At 71.5% G+C, this 24,934-nt stretch carries 20 protein-coding genes; 11 read left to right on the forward strand and 9 right to left on the reverse strand.

Annotated elements, in window-relative coordinates:
* Positions 1-31: 31 nt before the first annotated feature.
* Positions 32-1,240, reverse strand: coding sequence for a hypothetical protein (locus ACZ6TI_RS22015; protein ID WP_465346959.1), 1,209 nt, complete (start codon positions 1,238-1,240; stop codon positions 32-34).
* A gap of 106 nt (positions 1,241-1,346) precedes the next feature.
* Between ACZ6TI_RS22015 and ACZ6TI_RS22020 the strand changes: the two genes are divergently transcribed.
* Together ACZ6TI_RS22020 and ACZ6TI_RS22025 are read left to right on the forward strand one after the other, a co-directional pair.
* Positions 1,347-2,576, forward strand: a complete 1,230-nt coding sequence (locus tag ACZ6TI_RS22020) for a hypothetical protein (protein WP_465346960.1) — start codon at positions 1,347-1,349, stop codon at positions 2,574-2,576.
* A 9-nt stretch (positions 2,577-2,585) separates the two neighbouring features.
* A complete protein-coding gene (locus ACZ6TI_RS22025) occupies positions 2,586-3,251 on the forward strand; it encodes a uridine kinase family protein (protein ID WP_465346961.1) in 666 nt (221 codons plus the stop codon).
* Here ACZ6TI_RS22025 and ACZ6TI_RS22030 read toward each other — a convergent pair.
* Together ACZ6TI_RS22030 and uxaC are read right to left on the reverse strand one after the other, a co-directional pair.
* Positions 3,214-5,625 carry a serine/threonine-protein kinase gene (locus tag ACZ6TI_RS22030; RefSeq protein WP_465346962.1) on the reverse strand — a complete coding sequence of 804 codons (2,412 nt, stop codon included), beginning with the start codon at positions 5,623-5,625 and terminating at the stop codon, positions 3,214-3,216. The genes ACZ6TI_RS22025 and ACZ6TI_RS22030 overlap by 38 nt on opposite strands.
* A 109-nt stretch (positions 5,626-5,734) precedes the next feature.
* Positions 5,735-7,129, reverse strand: coding sequence for a glucuronate isomerase (uxaC, locus tag ACZ6TI_RS22035; protein ID WP_465346963.1), 1,395 nt, complete (start codon positions 7,127-7,129; stop codon positions 5,735-5,737).
* A gap of 173 nt (positions 7,130-7,302) precedes the next feature.
* On the opposite strand from uxaC, the gene ACZ6TI_RS22040 reads away from it, so the two are divergent.
* Genes ACZ6TI_RS22040 through ACZ6TI_RS22070 form a run of 7 tightly spaced genes read left to right on the forward strand, consistent with a single transcriptional unit; the run spans position 7,303 to position 14,162 of the window.
* The gene (locus ACZ6TI_RS22040; protein ID WP_465346964.1) at positions 7,303-8,634 is read left to right on the forward strand and encodes an ABC transporter substrate-binding protein; all 1,332 of its coding nucleotides are present in this window, start codon (positions 7,303-7,305) and stop codon (positions 8,632-8,634) included.
* Positions 8,635-8,638: 4 nt separating this feature from the next.
* Positions 8,639-9,547 (forward strand): carbohydrate ABC transporter permease, encoded by a 909-nt coding sequence (locus tag ACZ6TI_RS22045; protein WP_465346965.1) that lies wholly within the window; start codon positions 8,639-8,641, stop codon positions 9,545-9,547.
* Positions 9,544-10,446: a carbohydrate ABC transporter permease gene (locus ACZ6TI_RS22050; RefSeq protein ID WP_465346966.1), complete on the forward strand. Its 903-nt coding sequence runs from the start codon at positions 9,544-9,546 to the stop codon at positions 10,444-10,446. The genes ACZ6TI_RS22045 and ACZ6TI_RS22050 overlap by 4 nt, the downstream gene beginning before the upstream one ends.
* Positions 10,447-11,358 (forward strand): Gfo/Idh/MocA family protein, encoded by a 912-nt coding sequence (locus ACZ6TI_RS22055; RefSeq protein ID WP_465346967.1) that lies wholly within the window; start codon positions 10,447-10,449, stop codon positions 11,356-11,358.
* Positions 11,359-11,372: 14 nt separating this feature from the next.
* Entirely contained in the window at positions 11,373-12,200 is an 828-nt protein-coding gene (locus ACZ6TI_RS22060; RefSeq protein ID WP_465346968.1) for a sugar phosphate isomerase/epimerase family protein, read from the forward strand.
* Positions 12,193-13,218, forward strand: coding sequence for a Gfo/Idh/MocA family protein (locus ACZ6TI_RS22065; RefSeq protein WP_465346969.1), 1,026 nt, complete (start codon positions 12,193-12,195; stop codon positions 13,216-13,218). The genes ACZ6TI_RS22060 and ACZ6TI_RS22065 overlap by 8 nt, the downstream gene beginning before the upstream one ends.
* The gene (locus ACZ6TI_RS22070; RefSeq protein WP_465346970.1) at positions 13,215-14,162 is read left to right on the forward strand and encodes a sugar phosphate isomerase/epimerase family protein; all 948 of its coding nucleotides are present in this window, start codon (positions 13,215-13,217) and stop codon (positions 14,160-14,162) included. The genes ACZ6TI_RS22065 and ACZ6TI_RS22070 overlap by 4 nt, the downstream gene beginning before the upstream one ends.
* On the opposite strand, the gene ACZ6TI_RS22075 is transcribed toward ACZ6TI_RS22070, so the two are convergent.
* On the reverse strand, positions 14,155-15,195 hold the full coding sequence (locus ACZ6TI_RS22075) for a LacI family DNA-binding transcriptional regulator (protein ID WP_465346971.1): 1,041 nt from the start codon (positions 15,193-15,195) through the stop codon (positions 14,155-14,157). The genes ACZ6TI_RS22070 and ACZ6TI_RS22075 overlap by 8 nt on opposite strands.
* A gap of 91 nt (positions 15,196-15,286) precedes the next feature.
* Here ACZ6TI_RS22075 and ACZ6TI_RS22080 point away from each other — a divergent pair, with 91 nt between their 5' ends.
* The gene (locus tag ACZ6TI_RS22080; RefSeq protein ID WP_465346972.1) at positions 15,287-18,400 is read left to right on the forward strand and encodes an AfsR/SARP family transcriptional regulator; all 3,114 of its coding nucleotides are present in this window, start codon (positions 15,287-15,289) and stop codon (positions 18,398-18,400) included.
* On the opposite strand, the gene ACZ6TI_RS22085 is transcribed toward ACZ6TI_RS22080, so the two are convergent.
* The 4 genes from ACZ6TI_RS22085 to mptB all read right to left on the reverse strand — a co-directional run bounded on the left by ACZ6TI_RS22085 (position 18,326) and on the right by mptB (position 22,618).
* Positions 18,326-19,099, reverse strand: coding sequence for an ABC transporter permease (locus ACZ6TI_RS22085; RefSeq protein ID WP_465346973.1), 774 nt, complete (start codon positions 19,097-19,099; stop codon positions 18,326-18,328). The genes ACZ6TI_RS22080 and ACZ6TI_RS22085 overlap by 75 nt on opposite strands.
* Positions 19,096-20,043 carry an ATP-binding cassette domain-containing protein gene (locus ACZ6TI_RS22090; RefSeq protein WP_465346974.1) on the reverse strand — a complete coding sequence of 316 codons (948 nt, stop codon included), beginning with the start codon at positions 20,041-20,043 and terminating at the stop codon, positions 19,096-19,098. The genes ACZ6TI_RS22085 and ACZ6TI_RS22090 overlap by 4 nt, the downstream gene beginning before the upstream one ends.
* Before the next feature lie 92 nt (positions 20,044-20,135).
* Complete coding sequence (locus ACZ6TI_RS22095) at positions 20,136-21,302, reverse strand: glycosyltransferase 87 family protein (protein ID WP_465346975.1); 1,167 nt, start codon at positions 21,300-21,302, stop codon at positions 20,136-20,138.
* Complete coding sequence (gene mptB / locus ACZ6TI_RS22100; protein WP_465346976.1) at positions 21,299-22,618, reverse strand: polyprenol phosphomannose-dependent alpha 1,6 mannosyltransferase MptB; 1,320 nt, start codon at positions 22,616-22,618, stop codon at positions 21,299-21,301. The genes ACZ6TI_RS22095 and mptB overlap by 4 nt, the downstream gene beginning before the upstream one ends.
* Before the next feature lie 206 nt (positions 22,619-22,824).
* On the opposite strand from mptB, the gene ACZ6TI_RS22105 reads away from it, so the two are divergent.
* Positions 22,825-24,342 (forward strand): hypothetical protein, encoded by a 1,518-nt coding sequence (locus ACZ6TI_RS22105; protein WP_465346977.1) that lies wholly within the window; start codon positions 22,825-22,827, stop codon positions 24,340-24,342.
* Here the strand turns inward: ACZ6TI_RS22105 and ACZ6TI_RS22110 are convergent.
* Positions 24,332-24,931 (reverse strand): dihydrofolate reductase family protein, encoded by a 600-nt coding sequence (locus tag ACZ6TI_RS22110; RefSeq protein WP_465346978.1) that lies wholly within the window; start codon positions 24,929-24,931, stop codon positions 24,332-24,334. The two genes, ACZ6TI_RS22105 and ACZ6TI_RS22110, sit on opposite strands and share 11 nt — an antisense overlap.
* Between the last annotated feature and the right edge of the window lie 3 nt (positions 24,932-24,934).

The raw sequence follows: 24,934 nt of genomic DNA on the forward strand, positions 1-24,934 counted from the left end.
GTGCCCCGGACGGCGTCAGGGGGCGCGCTCCTCAGGGGCGGTAGCGGCGGTCGAAGCGGGCGCGCAGGCCGCCCAGCTTGCGGGCCGTGCGCAGCCGGCTTTCGAAGCGCGCCAGGTCGGCCGGGGTGGCCACCGATCGGAACAGGGCGCGGGCCTCGGCGCGGAGCGTGTCGTCCGCCTGCATCATCTGCTTCTGCGTGACGGCGCCCTGGCAGAGTGCCGTCCGTGCGCGCTCGCCCACCTCCGGGTGGGTGGTCAGGGCGTGCAGGCGCCGAAGCAGGCCCATCGGGTCGGCGACGCTGAGGTTCGGCGCGATCCGCAGGGCGAGGGCGAGCTCGGCGGTGTCCTCGCTCGCCAGCATGCCCACCACGACCGGCGCGAACCGCGGATCCCTCCGCCGCCGGTCGAGCCGTAATCGCAGGGCGACCTCGTGGCCCTTCGGTTCGCCGTGGGCCGCCATGATCAGCGCGGGCCGGAGGAGATCGGTCGCGCCGAGCCGGCGCAGGTCCTCGGTGGCCGCGTGGCTGATCTCGAAGTCGTGCGGGTCCAGCGCCAGGAAGACCAGCGCGTCGCGCACCAGGTCGGAGTCCGGCCGGTGGCCGTCGTCGGGCAGTTCGCGCAGCAGCCACCACAGGCTCGCCCGGCCCTGCGGCGAGGTCTCTCCGTCGAACGACTCCCGCACCCGTTCGCCGGGCACCTCGTGGGCGCGCAGCGCGGCGAGGATCTCGGTCAGCCCCTTGGAACCGGCCGGCACCAGCGCGGCGGCCGCGAGCAGGGCGGGCACCGCGTCGTCCGGCCACAGGTCGCTCACCGCACGGGCTGCCGGGGCCACGCTCGACCGGTCGGCCAGCGCGGCGATCAGCACCGGGGCCGCCCGCTCGTCGCCCAGCCGATGCAGGGCGGTGATCAGGCCGGCCCGGGTCCGGGCCCGGTCGCGGTAGCGCTCGTCGGCCGCCGACGGCTGGGGCAGGTGCACGACGCCCGCCTGTTTGAGGTGCGCGCCGACGTCGGTGTTGGGCGGGAGCTCGTCACTCAGGCGCGCGTGCTCGTCGTACATCCGATCCCAGGCGCGCTTGATCGCGGCCTGCCGTTCGCGGAAGGCGAGGACGTCGGCGAGCTCCGCCTCCAGCCGGGAGATCAGCGCCGGGACCGCCTTCGGGCCGGCCGCGCCCAGCGCCTGGACCGCCGGTCGGCCGCCCTCCTCCAGGTCGTCCATCATCCGATCGAGGTAGCCCGCCACCGGGCCATGGTGGCACCGACGAGCGAGTGGCCGTCCCCTGTGGCCGGTTCCGGCCGGACCTTTCGGCGGGTGCGTTCATCGACCGCGGCGAGGGAGGATCGCAGCTGTGAGGACTGCCGCGGTGTTTCCGACCTTCTGCCACATCAGCGAATACGGACCGCACGGCTACGACTCGCTGCACCGGATGCTGGCGGTGAGCGACCGGCTGCACCTGTGGTCGCCGTCCAGTGTGCTGCTGACCGGTCCGGGCTGCCAGGTGCCGCCGAAGGACTTCATCAAGTACGTCGCGGCCGGCCGGATCGTCGTGCACGGCCGGCAGGACTGGCTGCTCGACCCGGCGTGGCGGGCGCATCGCGCCGAGGAGGTGCCCGGCGCGGCGTGGACCGACGGCATCGACGGCGAGATCCGGGCGATCTACTTCGACGACGCCCGGCGGCCGGACGACGAGAAGCGCGTGGTGGTGGCGCCGCCCGAGCGGGGATCCGGGTGGGCGGCGGAGTACGTCGACCGGCATCCGGCGGAGATCGACCGGTGGGGGCGCATTCTGCGCAGCAAGAACGTGGACCGGAAGCTGCCGCCGGAGACCCTCAACTTCGTGCGTCGGCAGGGCCGGAAGTCGGACGGCGACGTGCCGACCATGACTCGTGCCGTCCTGCAGATCGCCTACAACCACGGCGACGCGTTCCGGGCGACCGGCGCCGAGGCCCCGATCCTGCTGTCCGCGCTCGACCGCGAGTTCCTCCAGCTCCTGGGCGGCGCGCCGGAGGAGACCGAGCGGCTCCGGCAGGACACCGGCATCGCCGACCCGGTGGCGATCGCCAAGCTGACCGAGCAGATGTTCGAGGTGCTGCGCCAGCTCGACCTGATCTCCGGCGATCGCGGCACCCCGGGCAGCGTCGACAAGTTCCTGCGCGGGGACGGGCACACCCTGCTCACCGCCTGGTTCGCCCAGCTCTGCCGGCTGGTGAAGTACTTCGACCAGCGGCGGATCGACGATCTCGTGCTGTCCTATCTGGAAGCCGAGGAGCAACGGGCGCAGTTCCTCTCCCCGCTGCAACAGCTGCGGAAAACGTCCCGGACGGACACCGTGATCGCGACCGCCGAGCTGGTCGGCGACGCGCTGGACGCCGCGCTGAGCCCGGTGGGACTGGCCAAGCTGGCGCTGGACACCTATCCGGTCGGCAAGGGCGTCATGCGGCAGCTGGGCTGGGCGCCGCAGAAATACACCGGCCCGCAGTGGCCGTATCTGTACTCCTTCGGCCGGGTGGCGACCAGGAAGGGCCGCGATCAACTCCGCTACGCGCTGCGGGACATGCGCAAGCAGCAGAACGGGTAGTGGTGCGGCGTGGAACTCGGACCGGGTGAGCCGGCGGCCGGATCATGGCGGGTCGAGCGGCTCGACGAGCTGGCCGGCAGACTCGCCGCGGCGCGGGTGATCGCCGTCGACGGGCGCGGTGGCGGCGGCAAGTCGACGCTCGCCGGGCGGCTGGCCCGACGGCTGCCCGCGGCCGCGATCGTGCACACCGACGACGTCGCCTGGAACCATTCCCGCTTCGGCTGGGACGACCTGATGATCGACGGCATCCTGGAGCCGTTCCGGGCCGGCGACGAGGTGCACTATCAGCCGCCGGCCTGGGCGCCGCACGGGCGTACCGGTCGGATCGATCTCCCCGCGGGGAGCCGGACCTTGATCATCGAGGGGGTCGGCGCCTCGCGCCGGGGGTTCGCCGGGCTGCTCGACTTCGCGATCTGGGTGCAGTCGGACTACACCGAGGCGCGGGAGCGCGGCGTCCGGCGGGACATCGCGGAACTCGGCCGCGACCCGGACGAGGCGCTGCGGCACTGGTGGGAATGGGAGGAGGAGGAAGTCCCGTTCCTGCTCGACGACCGGCCGTGGGACCGGGCCGACCTGATCGTGGCGACGTCTCCGGTGCTTCCCCACGACCCGGAGACCGAGCTGGTGGCCGGCGCTCTCACGTCGCCTCCGGGGTCCTCTCCAGCGCGACCCTAGCGGCGGCGGCGCTGGCGAAGCGGGCCTCCGGACGGGCGCGGGTCAGACCCCGCACCACGGACTTCAGCTCGGGCGAGCAGGTGAGCTCGTCGACCGCGAGGTCCTCGTTCATCCGCCGGTAGGTCGCCGAGGCCCAGTTGTCGCCCATGTCGATCCGGGCGCCGCGCAGCATCTCGAACAGCACCAGCCCGACGGCGTAGAGGTCGGACCGGTGATCGACGACGTCACCGGACAGTTGTTCCGGCGCCATGTAGGCGAGCGTGCCGATCAGCACGTGCTCGCCGGTCACCTCGCTCGACTGCTTCTGCTTGGCGATCCCGAGATCGACGATCACCGGGTCGGTCTCGGACCGCATGATGATGTTGCTGGGCTTGATGTCGATGCGATAGAGGCCCATGTCGTGCAGGTACTGCACGGCGTCGAGGATCTGCGCGCCGAGGTGCACCGCGCGCGCGGCGGGCATCGGGCCCAGGCTGATCCACTTGTCCAGACCGCCGAGCCCCTCGACCAGCTCCATGACGATGGCGAGCCGGCCGTCGGGTTCGGCGATGAACTCGTGGGTGCGGATGACGGACCGATGCCGGAGGGTGCCGACCAGGCGGGCTTCCCGTTCGAATCGCAGGCGCACCGACGGGTCCTGGTCGAGTGGGTCGCGCATGATCTTCACCGCGACGTCGAGACCGGTCGTGGTGTCCCGGGCCCGATAGACGGTGCCCGTCCCGCCGGTGCCGAGGATCTCGGTCAGCATGACCCGGCCCTCGGCCAGCCGGCGTTCGGCGCGCGGCACGTTGAAGTCCGCCTCCCGGGCCGGCCGGGTCAGGTCGGCGGTCGCATAGGGATCGGCCGGCAGCAGGGAGTCGGCGCCCAGCAGCATGATCCGTTCGCGTTCGTTGGCCCGGGCGATGTGCAGCAGGCGCCGCCGCAGGCCGCCGGAGAGCCGATAGGACGGCAGGCTCTCGGAACGGGCGGACACCAGCGTGCGGAACGCGGCGTCCGGGCTGAGCCGGTCGAGCACCATCGTGCCGGCCAGGTGCTCGAGCCACGCGCCGACCACCGACTCCGAGACCGGGATGATCGAGCCGATGCTGCGACGCCCCTTCACCACCTGCTGCGCGTCGAACACGCCGCCCTCGCTGCGCAGGATCCAGTCCAGCACGTAGTAGGCCCCCAGCCGGAACCGGTCGTCCACCAGGCTGGCCTGCTGCTCGCCGGGGTGGCTGCCCAGATAGGTCTCGACGATCCGGGAGAGCTCCGCATAGACCCGCACCTTCTCGATCTCGTCCGCGGGCACCACGACGACCGGCCGATCGTTCTCCCAGCGGACCAGGCCGTTGAGCTCCTGGAGCAGGCGCCGCGGGATGCCCCGGCTGCGATAGGACAGGTAGTCGCGCAGGTCCTCGACGTCCCCGGCGGGCTCGGTCAGCACCGCCCGCAGCAGCAGGTCCGGGCTGTGCCAGAGACACGGCACATAGGTCGTCCAGGAGAAGATGCTCTCGAAGATCCCGATGCCCTCATAGGTGTCGCCGGCCGCCGCGTCCAGCAGCTCGGCGCCGCCGACGAACAGCGTGTGGATGCCGGTGGTGGTCAGCACGTTCTTGAGCGTCACCAGGATGTTGTTCAGGCAGACGACCCCGGCGTCCTCGTTGGTCAGCTTGTCCAGCTCGTCGATGATCACCACGACGTGCACCGGCGGCCGGTCGCCGATCCGCAGCAACCGCTTGAGCCAGTTGAGGCTGTGCAGCGGCGCGTCCTTCAGCAGCCGGTTGATCCGCACGAAGTCGTGCTCGACGTCGGAGTCGCTGTAGGCCAGGAAGGACGCCTCGGTGGCCAGCGACTGGGTGGTCTTGAGAGCGCGCTGCATGGTCGGTGTGAGCGAGGCGGCGTTCGGGCCGGTCCCGATGCCGATCTTGGCGGACAGACCGGCGGTCTGCGCCTCCTCGCGGCTCGCCGACTCCTTGGTCGCCACCGACATCGAGGTCCTGGTGTACGCGAGGATGATCGCGTTGCGCACGTCGGCCGGCAGATGGTCCAGCACCCGCAGATCGTTCAGCTCCTCGAACAACCGGCGGGTGACCTTGAACAGGAACTCGTTGCTGGACACCGGCCGGGCCACGTTCAGGCTCACGAACACGTAGGTGCGATCGTCCGGCCTCGCCGCCAGCGCCTCGGTCACCTGCTGGATCATGGTGGACTTGCCGCAGCCCCGGAACCCGCCGATCAGGAAGGCGCCGCCGTCCGAGTGCCGGATGCGCTCCGCCACGCCGGCCACCAGTTCGCGATGCCCCAGATAGGGGATCGGCGCGGTGGCGGAGTGCAGCGGCTCGTGGATGTAGCGGAAGCCGGGATCGACCCGGAACTCCAGCCGGGACGTCACCGGTCGCTCAGCCAGGTCGAATACCACTCGGGGTCGGCGGCTCGCCCGGCGGCCGGCCGGTCGTGGATCTCCGCCGCGTTCCACACGCGACCAAAGGTATCAGCGCCGACTAATGGACCTTGAAAACCTTGCGCGGCTGGGTGACCACCAGGTCGGTGATGACCTCGAAGGCCTCCTCCTCGTCGAGGCGATGGGTGGCGACCAGGCCGGCCAGGAAGCCCGCGTCCAGGCGGCGGGACATGTCGTGCCGGGCCGGGATCGAGCAGAAGGCCCGGGTGTCGTCGATGAAGCCGGAGAGGCGGCTGAATCCGGCGGTCTCGGTGACCGACTCCTGGAAGCGGCGGATCTCCGACGGATTGTCGAGATACCACCACGGCGCCCCGGCATAGACCGACGGGTAGAAACCGGCGAGCGGGGCGATCTCCCGGCTGTAGACGTCCGAGTCGACCGTGAAGAGCACAAGATGAAATCCGGGGTACGTGCCGAAGCGCTCGAGCAGCGGCCGCAACGACCGGGTGAACTCGACAGCGACCGGGATGTCGTGCCCGGTGTCCGGTCCGAAGCGGGCCCCGGTCGCCGTGTGGTGCCCGCGGCAGATTCCCGGATGCACCGTCATCACGAGCCCGTCGTCGCAGCTCATCCGGGCCATCTCGAAGATCATGTGGCGGCGGAAGGCGGTGGCCTCCGCGGGCGTGACCGTGCCGGCCAGCGCCGCCGTGTAGATCCGCTCGGCATCGGGGCGCGCGAGGGGCTCCGTACCCGCGTCGAAGTGGCCGTGATCGGCCGACACCGCACCGTGCGCGACGAAGTAGCGCCGCCGGTCCGCCAGCGCCGCGAGGTAGCCGGCGTAGTCGCCGGTGTCCCCGCCCAGCTCCTTGACCGTGGCCGCCCAGCCGGACCGGCCGACCTCGAGATAGCGATCCGGCCGGAAGGTGGGCACGACCGAGATGTCGGGCAGGGCGCGCAGAGCGGCGTGCGCGTCGAGCTGGTCCGCCGGGTCGTCGGTGGTCGCCAGGAACGAGATGTTGAACCTCTCGAGCAGCGCCTGCGGCCGGTGGCTGGGCTGGGCGAGCTGGGCGGCGATCTCGTCGTAGAGCAGGTCCGCGTTGCCCGCCGACGGCTGGTGGCGGATCCCGAAGATCTCGGCGAGCTCCGACTCGAACCAGTAGCGCACCGGCGTGCCGCGCAGCAGCGGCCAGTTGGCGCAGAGCAGCCGCCACGCCGAGCGGGCCCGGTCCTCCGGCATCGGCCCCTCCCCCACGCCCAGGTCCTCCAGCGACACCCCGCCCGCGTGCAGCAGCCGCGTCAGGTAGTGGTCCGGCTGGATGAACAGCGCCGCCGGGTCGGCGAACGGCGTGTCGTCGCGCAGCATCCGCGGGTCGACGTGGCCGTGCGGGGACACGATCGGCAGGTCACTGACGGCTTGGTAGAGGCGCCGGGCGATCGGCCGGACCGCGGGATCGGCGGGCAACAGCCGATCCGCGTGCGGGGAGAGGGCAGCCATGCGGCTGAGCCTGTTCGCGACGCGACGTGTCGGCAAGCTGTTGCCATCTGTTGCCAGACCCGAGGTGGCAACTGTTGGCAACAGATTGCCTTCACCGGACGTCTCCGGAAACCATCGCGTGACAGTGATGCAGGTCACTGCATGGCGGCGGGTATCCCGAGGAGACGATTCTGATGCGTTACAGGAAAGCGATCGCGCTGGCCGGCGCCACCGTGCTCGTCGCCGCGCTGGCGGCCTGCGGGGGCGGCGACGACGGCGGTGGGGAGGGTGGCGACGGCAAGACCCTCAACGTGCTGATCGGCGCCAACACGCAATATCCGGCCGAGTTCGCCGCGTGGAAGCAGGCGGTCAGCGACAAGTTCAAGGCGCAGACCGGCGCGACGGTGAAGTTCGAGGAGTTCGCCTCCGCGAACGACGAGCTCACGAAGATCCAGACCTCGGTGGTCTCCGGCACCGGCCCGGACGTCTACGCGGTCGGCACCACGCTGACGCCCACCGCCTATTCGACCGGCGCCTTCGTCAAGCTCGGCGACGAACAGTGGACGAAGATCGGCGGCAAGGAGAAGTTCAACCCGGCGACGCTCGGCATCTCCGGGCCGGACGATCAGAACCAGGTCGGCATCCCGTGGGTCAGCCGGCCGTTCGTGATGGCGTACAACACGGAGTTGCTCGCCGCGGCCGGGATCGACAAGCCGGCGACCACCTGGGACGAGTTCGGCCAGCAGGCCAAGCAGCTGACCAAGGAGGGCCAATACGGCCTGGCGATCGCGTACAAGGACAACTTCGACCCGTGGAAGTTCGCCTGGGGCATGTCGGTGACGGCGGGCAACCCGCTGGTCGACGGCAAGACCGCGCGGCTGAACGACCCGATCACGAAGAAGGCGTACCAGACGTACTTCGGCTGGCTGGGCACCGACAAGGTGGTCGACCCGGCGGCCATCGGCTGGACGAACGCGCAGGCGGTGGCCGAGTTCGCCAAGGGCAAGACCGGCTACGTCGCGCTGGTGTCCGGAACCGCCGCCAAGGCGCTGGACTCGGGCGCGGTCAAGGACAAGTGGAAGTTCGCGCTGCTGCCCACCGTGCCGCCCGGCGCGACCACCCGCCCGGCCGGCGGCATCGACGCGGCCAGCATCCTGTCCGGCGACAACCTGCTGGTCGCGGACTACTCCAAGAACCAGGACCTGGCCTTCGAGTTCGTCAAGCTGGTGACCGACCAGGAGGCGCAGCTGGACTACTACAAGGCGGTCGGCAACCTGCCGGCCAACGCGGCGGCGCTGCAGACCCTGGTGTCGGACCCGAAGCTGGGCCCGGTGACCGAGGCCGCGAAGAAGTCGGTGGCGACCCCCTTCACCGGCGCCTGGGGCGACATCCAGCTGGCCCTGACGAACGTCGTGGTGCAGTCGCTGCCCGACCTGTCGAAGGGCGCGGTGAGTGACGCGACGCTGGACAGCCGGCTCGCGGACGCCCAGAAGGCCGCACAGTCCTCATTGGACCGGGCGAAGTAACACGGTGACCACCGAGAAGCGGCGCCGCGGCGTCACCCAGCAGCAGCGCCCGCTGTGGCTGCTCGCTCCCGGCGGGCTGCTGATGACGCTGATCATCATCATCCCGCTGGGGCTGGCCTTCTACATCTCGCTCATCGACCTCGACCAGTACACGCTGCGGCGCTGGCTGGACGCCGACTTCATCGGTCTGAAGAACTTCACCGAGGCGTTCCAGTCCGGCCTGCTGCACTCGATCTGGATCAGCGTCTCGTTCGCCGTGCTGTCCACCATCGCGACGGTCCCGTTCGGGATCGCCGCGGCGGTGGCCACCCAGAACGCCTTCCGCGGCCGCGGCCTGGTCCGCGCGGTCTTCCTGATCCCGTACGTGCTGCCGTCCTTCGTGGTGGCCACGGTGTGGCGGACCATGCTGCAGCCGGACGGCATCGTCAACAACCTGCTGGCCAAGGTGGGTGTCGACGGCGGGCTGTGGCTCAGCGGCCCGAAGTCCTACTGGACGCTGATCCTGGTGGAGATCTGGGCGGCCTGGCCGTTCATCTATCTGATGGCGCTGGCCGCGCTGCAGAGCGTCGACGGCGAGGTGCACGAGGCCTCGGCGATCGACGGGGCGAACTGGTGGCCCAAGCTGCGCTACGTGATCCTGCCCTACCTGCGCGGCCCGGTGCTGCTGGCCTGCCTGCTGGCCACGCTCAACCACATCAACAACTTCACGCTGCCGTTCGTGCTGTTCGGCGCGCCCGCGCCGGACGACGTCAACGTGATGCCGATGATCGTCTACGTGACCAGCTTCCAGAGCCTGCGCTTCGGTCTGAGCGCGGCGATGGCGATCGTGTCGCTGCTGCTCATCGCCATTCCCCTGTTCGTCTACCTGCGTGCGCTCCGGCTGGACGTGCACGAGGACGGAGGCCGGAAGTGACCGCCACCGCCGCCGGCGCGCGCCGGCCCCGACGCCGCCCGGCCGCCGGGGAAGCACATCGGCTGCTGCCCGCGCCGCTGCTGGTGATCGTGCTCGTGGTGCTCTGCCTGATGGTGCTGGTGCCGACCGCGTACATCGTGCTGGCGTCGCTGAACACCGACATCGGCGTGGCCGAGGGGCAGTTCTGGCCGAGCACGTTCACGCTGGACAGCTACAGCCGGATCTGGACCACCGCCGATCTGGACAACGGGCTGGTCAACAGCCTCATCGTCTGCGGGGCCACCGCGGTGGCGTCGGCGCTGCTCGGCACCATCACCGCATATGTGCTGGTCCGCTACACCTTCCTGGGCCGGCTCACCATCCTGCGCGGGCTGGTCGGGCTGCAGAGCGTCCCGGGCACGCTGATGCTGCTGCCGGTCTTCGTCCTCTACTCCTCGGCGGGCAACTACCTGGGGATCGCGATGGTCGGCACCCGCTGGGGGCTCTTCCTGGCCTATCTGACCTTCGCGCTGCCGTTCTCGACCTGGGTGATGGTGACCTATCTGCGCGGGCTGCCGCGGGAGCTCGAGGAGGCGGGCCGGGTGGACGGCGCGTCCACGCTGCGCATCCTGTTCCGCATCATCATCCCGCTGAGCGGGCCGGCGATCGTCGTCTCGGCGATCTTCGCGTTCCTGCTGGGCTGGAACGACGTGCTGTTCGCGAACGTGCTGACCCGGCCGGAGACGCACACCGCCGCGGTCGCGCTGTCGATCTTCGGCGCGACCCAGGAGGGCGGCGCGCTGCCGGTCTACTCGCAGGTGATGGCGGCCGCGCTGGTCACCGCCGCGCCGGTGGTGATCCTCTACCTGGTGTTCCAGCGCTACCTGGTCGGCGGGCTGACGGCCGGCGGGGTGAAATAGATGACCCGGGCGGTGGTGATCGGGCTCGGGACCGTGTCGGTGGTGCACCTGGCGGCCATCGACGCGCTGGCCGGGATCGAGCTCGCCGGCACCGCCAACCGGGACTACCGCGCACTGCTGGACGAGGTGCGGCCGGACGTCGCGCACGTGTGCACGCCGCACGACCGGCACGCCGAGGTGGTGATCGACTGTCTGGAACGTGGCGTCAACGTGCTGGTGGAGAAGCCGGTGGCGCACACCGTCGCGGAGGCCGAGCGGGTGATCGCGGCGGCCGCCGCACACCCGGAGCTGAAGGTCGGGGTGTGCCTGCAGAACCGCTACAACCTGGCGGCTCGGGCGGCCCGCGAGCTGATCGGCCGCCACCGGATCAGCGGCGCGAGTGCGACCGTGCTCTGGCACCGGGACCAGGCCTATTACGACGCCGCGCCGTGGCGCGGGCAGAAGAAGCGCAGCGGCGGCGGCGTGCTGATCAACCAGGCGATCCACACACTCGACCTGCTGGAGTGGCTGCTCGGGGAGGTGACCGACGTCCGCGGCGCCATCGGGCACTTCGGCGGGACCGACACCGACGTCGAGGACACCGCGACCGCCCTGCTCACCCACGCCGGCGGGGCGACCAGCACTTTCTTCGCCACGACCACCAACGTCGCCGACTCCCCCGTCACGATCGAGATCTTCACCGACGACGCGACGCTCACCATCCGCGGCGACCTGACCATCGAACACCGCGACGGCCGGGTGGAGACCGTCGCCGAACCCCGCGCCACCACCGGCAAGGCCTATTGGGGGGCCTCGCACGAACTGCTGATCGCCGACTTCCACCGCACGCTGCACCAGCCCGAGCCGTTCTGGATCGGGCCGCACCAGGGGGCCCGCTGCCTGCGGCTCGTGCACCGCATCTACGACCTGTAGGAGGACCGCGTCCGATGTGGACTCTTTCCGGATTCGCCGACGAGATCTCACCCGATTTCACCGAGCAGTGCCAGGTGGCCTCCGGGCTGGGACTCAGATATGTGGAAGTCCGCAGCGCGTGGGGCGTGAACATCCTCGACCTGGACGACGCGCAACTGGCCCGGATGAAGAAGACCCTGGCCGAACACGAACTCGGCGTCTCCAGCATCGGCTCGCCGATCGGCAAGATCTTCATCGACGAGGACTTCGGCCCGCACCTCGAACGGATGCGCCACGCCGCCGAGGTCGCGCACTTCCTCGGCGCGCCGTACATCCGGATCTTCTCGTTCTTCATCCGGCCGGGCGCGGACCCGGCGGACCATCGGGCCGAGGTGATCGACCGGATGCGCGCGCTGGCCCGGGTGGCCGAGGAGGCCGACCTGATCCTGCTGCACGAGAACGAGAAGGAGATCTACGGCGACATCCCGCGCCGCTGCCTGGACATCGTCCGCTCGGTGGGCTCGCCGCACCTGCGGCTGGCCTGGGACCCGGCGAACTTCGTGCAGGTCGGGATCGAGCCGTACACCGAGGGCTACGCGATCCTGCGGCCGCACCTGGAGTACATCCAGATCAAGGACGCGCGGGCCGCGGACGGCACGGTGGTGCCGGCCGGCGAGGGCGACGGCGAGGTGGCCCGGACCATCCGGGCGCTGCGGCACGACGGCTTCGACGGCTTCTTCTCGCTCGAACCGCACCTGGCCGCGCAACACGCCACCGGCGGGTTCTCCGGCCCCGAACTGTTCACCACCGCCTGGCGGGCCTTCACCGGCCTGCTCACCGCCGAGGAGATCGAATATGCATAGGCTCGCGCTGGTCGGCGCCGGGGTGATCGGCACGCACCACAGCAAGGTGATCGCGTCGCTGGCCGATCGGGTCGAACTGGCCGCGGTCGCAGACGTCGACCTGGACCGGGCCCGCGCCCTTTCGCCTCGCGCCTACGCATCGCTCACCGAGGCGCTGGCCGCGGAGGAGTTCGACGTGGTGGCGGTCTGCACACCGACCGGCCGCCACGGCTCGCTCGCCATCGAGGCCCTGGAGGCCGGCAAGCACGTCATCGTCGAGAAGCCCGCCGAGATCACGGTCGAGCGCACCGACGAGATCATCGAGGCGCAGCAGAAGGCCGGCAAGCTGGTCACGGTCATCTCGCAGCACCGGTTCGACCCGTCCACCGAGACCGTGATGGCGGCCATCGCGCGCGGCGAACTGGGCCGGCTGACCTCGGGCATCGCGTCGATCGACTGGTGGCGCGGGCAGAGCTACTACGACTCCGGCGACTGGCGCGGCACCTGGGAGCTGGACGGCGGCGGCGCGCTGATGAACCAGGGCGTGCACACGGTGGACCTGCTGGTCGCCGCGCTGGGCCGGCCGGTCGAGGTGTTCGCCTATGCCGGCACGCTCGCGCATCAGCGGATCGAGGTCGAGGACGTGCTGACCGCGGTGGTGCGCTTCGAGAGCGGCGCGCTCGGGGTGCTGCACGCGACCACGGCGGCCTATCCGGGGCTGAGCGCGCGGCTGCAGGTGCACGGCGATCGCGGCTCGGCCGTCATCGACAACGATCAGCTCGCCTTCTTCCAGGTCACGGCCGAGGGGGAAACCCCGTCCGAGGCATTGATGGGTACGACCACAGCCCGCGCCGTGCCCACCGCCGGCAGCGACCCGTCGCAGCTCTCGGACGCGCACCGCCACCAGTATCTGAACTTCCTGGCCGCCCTGGACGGCGAGGAGGAGGTCCGGGTGGATCTGCGCACCAACCGGCAGTCGATCGCGGTGATCACCGGCGCCTATGCATCGGCGCGCACCGGAAAGCCGGTGGCGTTGTGAGTCGCGTCGCCGCCAACCCGATCCCCTACTGGTCTGCGGCCGGGAAGACGCGTGAGGTCTTCGAGGAGGCGTTCCGGGACTTCCAGGACATCGGGTTCACCGCGGTGAAGGCCGACGTGCCCGAGGGGATGACGGCCGCCGCCTATCGGGAGTGGATCGCGTCCTTCGGTCTGGCGCCGTCGCTCAGCCTGTTCAACTCGCCGTTCGACGAGACCGTCGACCCGGCCGCCGAAGCGGAACGGGCCCGGCTGTTCGCCGCCGACCAGACGGCGCTCGGGCTGGATCGCACGATGGTGTCCTCGATGTCGCTGCCGGCCCGGCTCGCCCAGCCGGCGATCGGCGCGGACTTCGACGCGGCGCGGCTGGATCGGGCGATCGAGTTCTGCGGCGAGATCTGCCGGGTGCTGCGGGCTGAGGGTTTGCGGCCGCTGCACCACTCGCATGTGGGTGGCGTGTTCGAGACCGAGCACGAGATCACCAAGCTGCTCGACGACCTGGGTCCGGACGTGATCGGCGCCGGGCCGGACACCGGTCATCTGCGGTGGGCGGGGATCGATCCGGCGGCGTTCATCCGGCGTTACGCGGACCGGCTCGGCGGCATCCACATCAAGGACTGCTTCCCCGACCTGCTGGCGCCGCTGCCCGGCGCAGACCCCGACCCCGGCCTTGGCGCCGCCGGCGCCGCCGGCGCTGGCGAGGGTGTTGCCTATATGTGTGCAGAGCAAGCGAAGCGCAGCTATTCCGAAGCTACCGCGACCAAGCGGCTGTGGGCCGAACCGGGTCTCGGGGTGGTCGACTTCGACGCCGTGCTGGCCGCGATCCCGGCGGACTACGACGGCGACTTCATGATCGAGGTGGACGAGCCCAGCGTGGATTCGAAACGCGAGTCGCATCGGATGTCGTTCGACTGGGCGCGGCGCACCCTGGCGTCGCGAGTCAGCTGACGATCGACGGCCTGGTGATCCCGCGGGCCGACGCGGCGCCGGTCGGGCTGCGCTGGGCGGTGGACTGCCGCACCACCAGCCGGGTCGGCAGCACCAGGGGCGTGCCGCTGGGCCGGGCGCCGAGCGACACCGCGATGCAGTTCTGCACGCCGGTGAAGCCCATCCGGTAGAGCGGGGAGGCGATCGTGGTGAGCTGCGGCTCGACCAGTCCGGCGAACACGATGTCGTCGAACCCGACCACGCTCACCTCCTCGGGCACCCGTACGTCGAGTTTGCGGAGGCCCTTCACGATGCCGAGCGCGACCTGGTCGTTGTAGGCCAGCACCGCGGACGCCTCCTGGTGCGCGACCTTGCGGGCGGCGCTCAGCCCGGCCAGCACGTTCGGCTCGTTCGGGCCGATCCGGCGCGCGTCCAGGCCCAGGTCCGCCGCCGCGTCCCGCAGGGCCCGCCAGCGCACCGCGTCCGACCAGCTGGTCTCCGGCCCGGCCACGTAGTGGATGCGCTCGTGACCCAGCGCGCACAGGTGCTCGGCGGCCATCCGGATCCCGCGGTGGCTGTCGTTGATCACGCAGTTGGCCTCCGGGATGGTCCGGTTGAGCAGCACCACGGCCTTGCGCTTGGCGACCATCCGCAGCGCCGCGTCGGACATCCGCGAGCTGGCGATCACGATGCCGTCGACCTGGGCCAGCTCGTGCTCGATGGTCTCCCGCTCGACCTCCGGCGACTCGTTGGTGTGGGTCAGGATCAGCTGATAGCCGGACTCGCGCGCGGCTTCGTAGGCGCCCTTGATGATGTCGCCGTAGAACGGGTTGGTGACGTCCGCGACGACCAGGCCGATGGCGTTCTGCGGCGGGTGCTCGCCGGGTTGCCGGGCGGCCTGCGGCGCGGTGCGGTAGCCCAGCCGCTCGGCCGCCGCGAACACCCGCTGGGCGGTGTCGGCGTGCACCCGGCCGGGCCGCGAGAAGGCCCGGGACACGGTGGAGGCCGCCACGCCCGCCTCGCGCGCGACGTCGTAGATCGTCGGGCGGCCCATCGACACATGGTAGGGGCGGCAAAGTTCCCGCAACAGCTCTGTCATCAGGCGCCGACATATCGGTAGACGGCCCAGGGCAGAATGGGCGTTCGTGGAGATCCGGGTCCTCGGGCCGCTCGAACTGCGCACCGACGCCGGTGAATCGGTGCCGGTGGCGGGCGCGCGGCTGCGTACCCTCCTGATCTTGTTGGCCCTCGACCCGGGCCGCACCGTCGCGTCCGACCGCTTGATCGACGGAGTCTGGGGTGCCGAGCCGCCGGCCGCGGCGGGCAACGCGCTGCAGGCGCTGATCTCCCGCCTGCGCCGCGCCGGACTGACCATCGAAACCGTGGCCACCGGTTACCGACTGGTCATCGCTCCCGAGCAGCTGGACGCCTACCGCTTCGCGCAGATCGCCATGGACCGCCCGGCCGAGGCGCTCGCGCTGTGGCGCGGCGACCTCGAGTTCCCGGAGGCCTCCCTGCCCGAGGCGGTCGGCCTCACCAAGCTGCGGCTCACCGCGCGGCGGCTGGCGCTGGCCGACCGGGTGCGCGACGGCGAGGACGTCACCGCGGAGGTGGACGCGCTGGTCGAGGCCCACCCGCTGGACGAGCCGCTGGCCGCCCTGTCGATGCGGGCGCACGCGCGCGCCGGCCGGCCGGGCGAGGCACTGCGGATCTTCGAGGATCTGCGCCGCCGGCTCGCCGACACGCTCGGCACCGATCCCACCGCCGAGCTGGCCGAGCTGCATCTCGAACTGCTGCGCGCCGACGGCCCGGCGCCGCGCGGCAACCTGCCGGCGCCGGTGAGCAGCTTCGTCGGGCGGGTGGACGACGTGCGCAAGGTCCGGGAACTGCTCGGCGCGCACCGGCTGATCACGCTGACCGGGCCGGGCGGCAGCGGCAAGACCCGGCTGTCGGTCGAAGCGGCCGCGGGCGTCGCGGGCGAGGTGTGGCAGGTCGAGCTGGCGCCGGTGACCGACCCGGCCGAGGTGCCGTCGGCGATCCTCACCGCGCTGCGTCTGCGCAGCCAGATCCTGCTCGGCAAGCCCGGCGGCGGCACGGTGGCCGAGACGATCGACCCGCTGACCCGGCTCACCGAGGCGCTGGCCGGCCGCCGGATGCTGCTCGTGCTGGACAACTGCGAGCACCTGATCGCGGCCGCGGCCCGAGTCGCGCACGAGCTGCTGCGCGCCGCGCCGGAGCTGCGTCTGCTCGCCACCAGCCGGGAGCCGCTGGGCATTCCCGGCGAGCAGGTGTGGCCGGTGGAGCCGCTCGGCCTGCCGCCGGTCGACGCGTCCGCCGACGTGGCGGCCGCTTTTCCGGCAGTCCGGCTGCTGCTCGACCGGGCCGGTCCGGGCCTGATGCTGGACGACCGCAACGCCGGGGCGGTGGTGCGGATCTGCCGGGCGCTGGACGGCATCCCGCTGGCACTGGAACTGGCCGCCGCCCGGCTGCGCGCGCTGCCGCCGGAGGTGATCGCGGACCGGTTGGCCGACCGCTTCCGCCTGCTCACCGCCGGCAACCGGGCCGCGCTCCCCCGCCATCAGACGCTGCGCGCGGTGGTCGACTGGAGCTGGGACCTGCTGCCCGAGCCGCAACGCCGGCTGTGGCGCCGATTCGCGGTGTTCCAAGGTGGCGCGGACCTCACCGCCGTCGAGACGATCTGCGGCGCGGACGTCGACCCGCTCGGCGCGCTGGTGGACAAGTCGCTGCTGACGCTGCACGACGGCCGCTACCGCATGCTGGAGACCATCCGGGAGTACGGCCGGGAACGGCTGGCCGAGGCCGGCGAGGCCGAAGCGGTGCGCCGGGCGCACGCCGCCTTCATGCTGGCCCTGGCCACCGAGGCCGAGCCGCACCTGCGCCGCGCCGAGCAACTGACCTGGCTCGGCCGGCTCAACGACGAGCACGACAACCTGCACGCGGCGGTGCGCGGCGCGATCGAGGCCGGGGACACCGCGACGGCGCTGGCGCTGACCGCGCGGCTGGGCTGGTACTGGTGGCTGAGCGGGCACCGGGCCGAGGCGGCGGCGCTGTCCCGCGACGCGCTGACGCTGACCGGCGACGCGGATCGCGAGGATCGCGCCACCACGCTCACCTTCGCCGCCCTCAACGGGCTGGAGAGCGGGGCCGCGATCGACGAGGTGGTCGGCTGGTTCCACGAGGCCGAGCGACTGGTCGACGAGGGCCCGGTGCACGACTCGGCGCTGCTGCTGGTGGGCCCGATCGGCGCGGTGCTCAACGACGGCGGCGGATCGCGGGCCTTCGCGATGATCGAGGAGCTGCACACCGCCGAGGACCCGTGGCTGCGCGCGGTGGCCACGATGATGGGCGCCCAGCTGCGGCTGAACTACGGGCAGAGCGCCGACGTGGCGATCGCCGAGCTCCGCGAGGCGCTGGAGATCTTCCGGGCCATCGGCGAGCGCTGGGGCATGGGCTTCACGCTCAGCTCGCTGGGCGACCTGGCCGCCGCCCAGGGGGACTTCGCGCAGGCGGTGCGGTGGCAGCGGGACGCGATCGCGCTGGTCCAGGAGGTGGGCATCCACGAGGACATCCCGCAGTTCCTGGTCAAGCTGGCGCACCAGCTGTGGCTGGCCGGCGACCAGGCCGAGTCGCGCCGGGTGCTGAAGCAGGCCCGCGAGTCCGCCGCGGAGATCGGGCTGGGCGAGGTGATGGGCTCGGTGGAGTACAGCGCCGCGACCATCGCCCGGATGGAGGGCGACCTGGCCACCGCCCGCGAGCGGATGGTCGTCGCGACCGAGAAGATGGACCGCAAGACGTTCGCCCGCCAGTTCCGCGCGATCGTCCGGTCCAGCCGCGGGCTGATCGAGGCGGCCGACGGAGACCTGCCCGCGGCCCGCCGGCTGCACACCGACGCGCTCGAGTTCGCGGTGGGATCCAACGACCAGCCGGTGATGGCCGTGGTGCTGGTCGGCATCGCGGACCTGGCGTTGCGCGAGGGCGACCCGGCGCAGGCCGCGCGCATGCTCGGCGCCGCCGACGGGATCCGCGGCTCGATCGACCGCTCGGTGCCGGACGTCGATCGGATCAGCGCCGAAGCCCGCGCCGCACTGGGCGACGCGGGCTTCGAGGCGGCCTATTCGGAGGGCAGATCGGTGACCCCGTCGACCGCGATCGAAGCGGCCGGGCTACACCCTCCGCCGGAAGGCCCAGATGGACAGCGGCGCGAAGACCACCAGCAGGCCGGCCGCCCAGAGCAGTGACTGGGTCACCGGCCCGGCCACCGGACCGCCGCTGAGCAGCCCGCGGGTGGCGTCCGCGAGCACGGTCACCGGGTTGACCTTGACCCAGGCCTGCAACCAGCCCGGCATGCTCGCGGTCGGCGCGAACGCGTTGCTGGCGAAGGTCAGCGGGAAGATCAGCGCGAAGCCGAAGATCTGCACCTTCTCCGGCGCGCTGACCAGCATGGCCACCAGCACCGACATCCATGAGGCGCAGAAGCCGAAGAGCACCAGCAGACCGATCGCGGCGGCTACCTCCAGCGGGCCGGTGCCGATCCGGAAACCGAGGATGATCCCGACGACCAGCAGGAGTGCCACCGCCCACGCCTGCTTGACCAGGTCGGCGAGGATCCGCCCGGCGAGCGGCGAATACCGCGCGATGGGCAGCGACCGCAGCCGGTCGAACACACCCTTGGTCAGGTCGGTGTTCAGCCCGACGCCGGTGTTCATGGTGGCGAACAACAGGTTCTGCACGGTGATGCCGGCCAGCCCGAAGGTCAGGTACTCCCCCGGCGAGCCGGAGATCGCGCCGCCGAACACGTAGGTGAACAGCAGCAGGAACATCACCGGCTGCACGCTGAAGTCGATCAGCTCGAACGGGTTGTGCTTGATCTGCACCAGGGTGCGCCAGGCCAGCGTCCCGGTGTGCCGCACGCCGGCGACGGCGGTGACGGTGGTCATGCGTCGGCTCCTTCCTCGGCGGGGTGCCCGGTGAGGCTCAGGAAGACCTCGTCCAGGCTGGGACTGCGCAGGGCGAGCTCGCCCACCACCAGACCGGCGTCGTCCAGACGCCGGACCAGGGCCGCGAGCGCACCGGGGTCGGTGACCGGCGCGGAGATCACGTCGCTGCGGACGTCCACCGGGCCGGCCGCGATCTGGCGGACCACGGCGGTGAACTTCTCGGTGTCGTTGAGATCGGCCGGTCGCACGGTCAGGGTCTGCGCGCCGGCCTGCGCCTTGAGCTGATCGGCGGTGCCGGTCGCGATCACCCGGCCGTGGTCGATCACCACGATCTCGTCGGCCAGTTGGTCGGCCTCGTCCAGATACTGCGTGGTGAGCAGCACGGTGACGCCGTCCGCGACCAGGCCGCGGATGATCGCCCACACGTCGTTGCGGGCGCGCGGGTCCAGGCCGGTGGTGGGCTCGTCCAGATAGAGCATCCGCGGCCGGCCGACCAGGCTGGCGGCCAGGTCCAGTCGGCGGCGCATGCCACCGGAGTACTTGCCGGCCGCCCGGTCCGCCGCGTCGCTGAGATCGAAGCGGGCGAGCAGTTCGGCCGCGCGGGCCCGGCTGTCCCGCCGGGACATCCCGAGCAGCCGGGCGATCATGATCAGGTTCTCGGTGCCGTTGAGTGTCTCGTCCACGGACGCGTACTGGCCGGTCAGGCCGATCTGCTCGCGGACCTGGTGGGCCTGCTTGACGACGTCGAAGCCGCCGACCGTGGCGTGCCCGGCGTCCGGCCGGATCAGGGTGGCGAGGACGCGGACCGCGGTGGTCTTACCGGCGCCGTTCGGGCCCAGCAGGCCGAGCACCGTGCCGCTGCGCACCGCAAGGTCGACGCCGTCGAGGGCCACGGTGTCGCCGAAGCGCTTGACCAGCCCCTCAGCGACGATCGCGTGAGTCATCGAGTTTCTCCCGTCGTGTGGGTTACGACGGAAGACTGCGCCCAGCCGCTGACACGACGCTGATGTGTCGGCGGGCGCCGTGTCAGCCGGTGTCAGCGAAGCTTGCCCAGCCGCAGGGTGTTGGGAGGGGGCGCGAGCTTGTGGGGGGTGGAGGTCAGGGGCAGCCAGATCAGGAAGGCGACGGTGAAATAGACATAGAGGTTGCTGCCGATCAGTTCCAGGGGTGGGCGGGGGCGGGGTTCCCAGACCCAGAGCAGGCGGGACGTCATGACCACGTAGGCGGCGACGGCCAGCCAGAGCAGGCGGCGGCGGGTCAGGCCCTCGTCGACCAGGCGGATCAGGGCCGGCAGCAGCCACACGCAGTGGTGCACCCAGGTCACCGGGCTGATCAGGCAGCCCAGGACGCCGGTCAGGGCCAGGCCGCCGACGATGTCGTCGGGGGTGCGGTGCACGCGCCACGCCCAGAGAGCAAGCGCGGTCAGGACCAGGGCGATCCAGACGTACGAGGCGACCGGGTCGATCGGCAGCCTCGCCACGTAGCCCCGCAGGGACTGGTTGGACAGGAAGGACAGCACGCCGACGCGGTTGGTGTCCCACAGCGCCGAGGTCCAGAACTCGCGGGACTGGTCGGGGAAGAGCAAAGCTGCGAGGACGGTGGCCGCGGTGGCCGTACCCATGGCAGTGAAGGCCGCCCGCCAACGGCGGGTGACCAAAAGGTAGAGGATGAAGACGCCGGGCGTGAGCTTGATCGCCGTGGCCAGGCCGATGCCGACGCCCGCCCAGCGCCGGCCGCGGCTGAGCCCGAACAGCAGATCGGCCGTGACCAGGCAGAGCAGCAGCGTGTTGACCTGGCCGAAGGTGATCGTCTCGCGGACCGGCTCGAACGAGACGGCGAGGCAGTAGGCCACCGCGAACGCGAACCACGGCGTCCAGCCGAGGCGGCGGACCATCGGCCCGATCAGCCAGTGCACCAGCAGGCCGGTGGTGACCAGCGTGCCGAGGGTGGCGATGATCAGCACGAGCGGGAAGGGCAGGAACGCCATCGGCGCCATCACCAGGCCGGCGAACGGCGGATAGGTGAAACCGTACGGCGTGCCGGGCCGCAGCCAGTCGTAGACCATGCCGCCGTCGCGGAACCAATATTGCACCGCGCCGTAGTAGACCCGGCTGTCGAAGAACGCGTTGCGGGTCTCCGCCAGCCACACGATCACGACCGTGACGACCACCAGGCCGGCGACGATCGCGATCCGCTTCCTCAAGCTCGGATCCTTCTGACGAGCAGGACCAGCAGCAGAGCCGTCATCGCGATCGCGCCCTGCGCTTTCGTCGCCAACGCGAGGTTGTAGCCGTCCGGAAGACACAGCGCGGAAGCTACCGCACACGGCACGACCAGCCAGAGCGTGTCCCTCCGCAGCGTGGCGGCGAGCACGGCGAGCGGCCAGGTCAGATACCAGGGATGGAAGACCGGCGCCAGGACGACCGTGGCGGCCAGGGCCAGCCCGGCGCCGAGCAGCGGATCGCCGGTGCGCGACCGCCACCAGAGCACGACCAGCACCACGACCAGGCCGGCGATGCCGAGGGCGCGGGTGACCGGCACGGCGTCAAACGGAAAGCCGAACAGGTCGATCGTCATCCCCAGCGCGGTGGACGGTGAGGTCCACTGCACCGAGACGCCGCTGCCGGAGAGCCCGCGGATCCACCCGATGCCGAGCAGCGACGCGAGGCCGAGCGCGGCGACCGCTCCCCCGCCGAGGAACCACCGGCGACGACCGGGCGGCGCGAGCAGCATCGCGAACGGCAGCACCACGACCGCGGTGGCCTTCACCCCGATCGCCAGGCCGATCAGCACGCCGGCCGCGACCAGGATCCAGGTCTTCTCGCGGAGAGCCAGCGCCAGCCCGGCGACCAGCAGGCCGACCATCACCGCGTCGTTGTGCGCGCCGGACACCAAATGCACGGCGACCAGCGGGCAGGCCAGCGCGAGCCACACCGCCCTCGGAAGGGGAACGGCACGGCGGCGGGCCAGGGCCGGCAGGCTCACCGCGATCAGCACCACGCCGAGCACCGCGATCAGCCGCAGCACGACCAGCGCGCCGGTGAGCGAACCGGTCTTCGCCGCGACGGCCGCCAGGATCAGAAAGACCGGACCGTAGGGCGCGGGCGAATCGCGCCAGGTCGGCGCGACGGCATCCGTCCAAGGACAACCAAGCTGCTGTACGCCCGCCGAATACGGATCGTGCCCGGCGGCGAGAGCCCAGCCCTGGCACGCATAGGAGTACACGTCGTAGCTGCCCATCGGCAGCACCACCAGCAGCGGCAGGACCCAGAGTCCGGCCGTCACATAGGCCCACCGGGCGTCCGTCACGACCGACCGGCCGAGCACCCAGGCGCCGATCAGCAGCAGCGTCCCGAGCAGCCAGCACAGCGGGGTGAGCACGCCGTCGTCGCCGGCCAGAATCGTGCGGGCGGTCATCGTCGGCGCCCACGGCCGGTCCGCGCCGTGCCCGGCGGCGGCCACCGCGAGCAGCAGACTTCCGGTCAGCCCCGCGTAGCGGATCACGGCGGGGCGGCGCATGGCGGCCACCCTACATTGGGCTTCATCTGGGGTTTTCCGCCGCGGGTAAGCTCAGCGGTCTTCATCTGGGGTTTTCCGCCGCGGGTCAGCTCAGCGGTCTTCATCTGGGGTTTTCCGCCGCGGGTCAGCTCAGCGGTCTTCATCTGGGGTTTTCCGCCGCGGGTCAGCTCAGCTGACGCCGAGCGACCACCGGTAGGGTCGGCGGGATGTGGGCGCGGCGACGGCTGGAGTGGGTCACCGCCGGGTGGGCGGCGCTCCTCGGGGTCGCATACCTGGTGCTGCCGCCCATGGGTTCGGACCTGTCCGCGCAGGTCGCACGGGCCGGCTTCTTCGCCGCGCACGACTACACGCCGGTCGACCTGCACTGGTACGGCGGGGTCAACCAGCTCGGCTACAGCCTGGTGTCACAGCCCGTGATGGCCACGCTGGGTGTCCGGGTGACCGGCGCGCTGACCCTGGTCGCCACCGCGCTGCTGCTCGCGGTGCTGATGCGGCGCACCGAGGCGCGGCGGCCGTGGCTCGGCGCGCTGATCGGCGCGGCCTGCGTGGCCGGCAACCTGGTCTCCGGCCGCACCACCTATGGCCTGGGCGTCTGTGCCGGGGTGGGCGCGGCGCTGCTGCTGACCTATCGGCGCGGCGGGTGGGCGGCCGCGCCAGTGGCCCTGCTCGCCGCCGCGATCAGCCCGGTGGCCGGGCTGTTCGTCGGCCTGGCCGGGGCGGCGCTGCTGCTCAGCGGCCGGATCCGGAGCGGGCTGCTGCTCGCGGTGCCGGCCGCGATGCCGGTCGGGCTGGCGGCGGTGCTCTTCGGCGACGGCGGCTGGATGAACATCAGCCGCGCGGACACCGTGCGGGCGGTGGTCGTGAGCCTCGCGGTGGCGGTGCTGGTGCCGCTGCGCCCGGTGCGGATCGGCGCCGCACTGTCCGCCGCCGGGGTGTTGCTGGCCGGCCTGGTGCACACGCCGGTCGGGCTCAACGCGACCCGCCTGGCGATCATGTTCGCGCTGCCGGTGCTGGCGGCCTATGCGGTGCTGCCCGCCGTCCGGTGGACCCTGGCGCCGGTGCTGGTGGTGGCCGCGGCGGTGCAGCCACCGGTGGTGGTCGGCGACCTGCGGGACATCGGCAACCGCACCGCCGATCCGGCCTATTTCGAGCCGCTGCGCGCGCAACTCGCCCGGCTGCCGCTGACCGGCCGGCTGGAGGTGCCGCCGACCCGCGACTACTGGGAGGCGGCGCATCTGCCGGACGTGCCGCTGGCCCGCGGCTGGCTGCGACAGGCGGACATCGACCGCAATCCGCTGTTCTTCACGGTCGTCCCGGGGGCGCCCGGCACCGGGGTGCCGCTCAACGCCGACACCTATCGGGAGTGGTTGTCCGAGCTGTCGGTGCAATATGTCGCGGTGCCCGACGCGGAGCTGTCCTGGTCGGGCCGGGCGGAGGCGGCGCTGGTCACCGGCGGCCTGCCCTACCTGCGCGAAGTGTGGTCGGGCCCGGACTGGCGGCTCTACGCGGTGGCCGATCCGCAGCCGATCGTGGCGCCGCCGGCCGTTCTGGTGTCGCAGGACGCGGCGTCGCTGACCTTCGACGCGCCGGTCGCCGGGGACGTGATCGTGCGGGTCCGGCACTACCGCTGGCTGCGCTTGACGCCGGCCGCGGTGGTCGAGCCGTCCGGGGTGTGGACCCGCATCCGGATCCCCACCCCCGGCCGCTACACGCTTACTTCTTGACCCGGTAGAGCAGGTGCGTGACGCCGACGCCCTCGACGACCGAGATCGGGCCGTCGAGCAGCAGCGGCTTGACGCCCAGCGAGGGGAAGAACGGGGTGCCCGCGCCGAGCAGCACCGGCGCCAGGTCGACGCCGATCTCGTCGATCAGCCCGGCGTCCAGCGCCTGCTGCGCCATCTGGCCGCCGTTCACCGCGACGTTCTTGTCGCCGGCGATCTCGCGGGCCTTGGCCACCGCCGCCTCGATGCCGCCCTCGGTGACGAAGACGAAGTTCTCGTCGTCCTCCGGCCGGTCGTCGGGCCGCTGGTGGGTGAGCACCACCGTGGTGCAGTCCAGCGGGTGCCGGCCACCCCAGGCGTTGGTGAAGTCGTAGAGGTGCCGCCCGACCAGCAGGCAGCCGATGCCCTCGGTCAGCTCCCGCCAGTGCTCGGCGCTCGCCTTCGAGGTGCGGAAGGTCATGTCCGCGTGGCCGGTCGGGATCTCCACGTCGCCGTTGCTGTACCACTGGAACAGCAGGTCGAAGCCGCTTTCGCCGGGGCCCGCGATGTAGCCGTCGATCGACATCGTGGCGCCGGTCATGATCTTGCCCATCTC

It is taken from the genome of Actinoplanes sp. NPDC051388 (genome assembly GCF_055586225.1).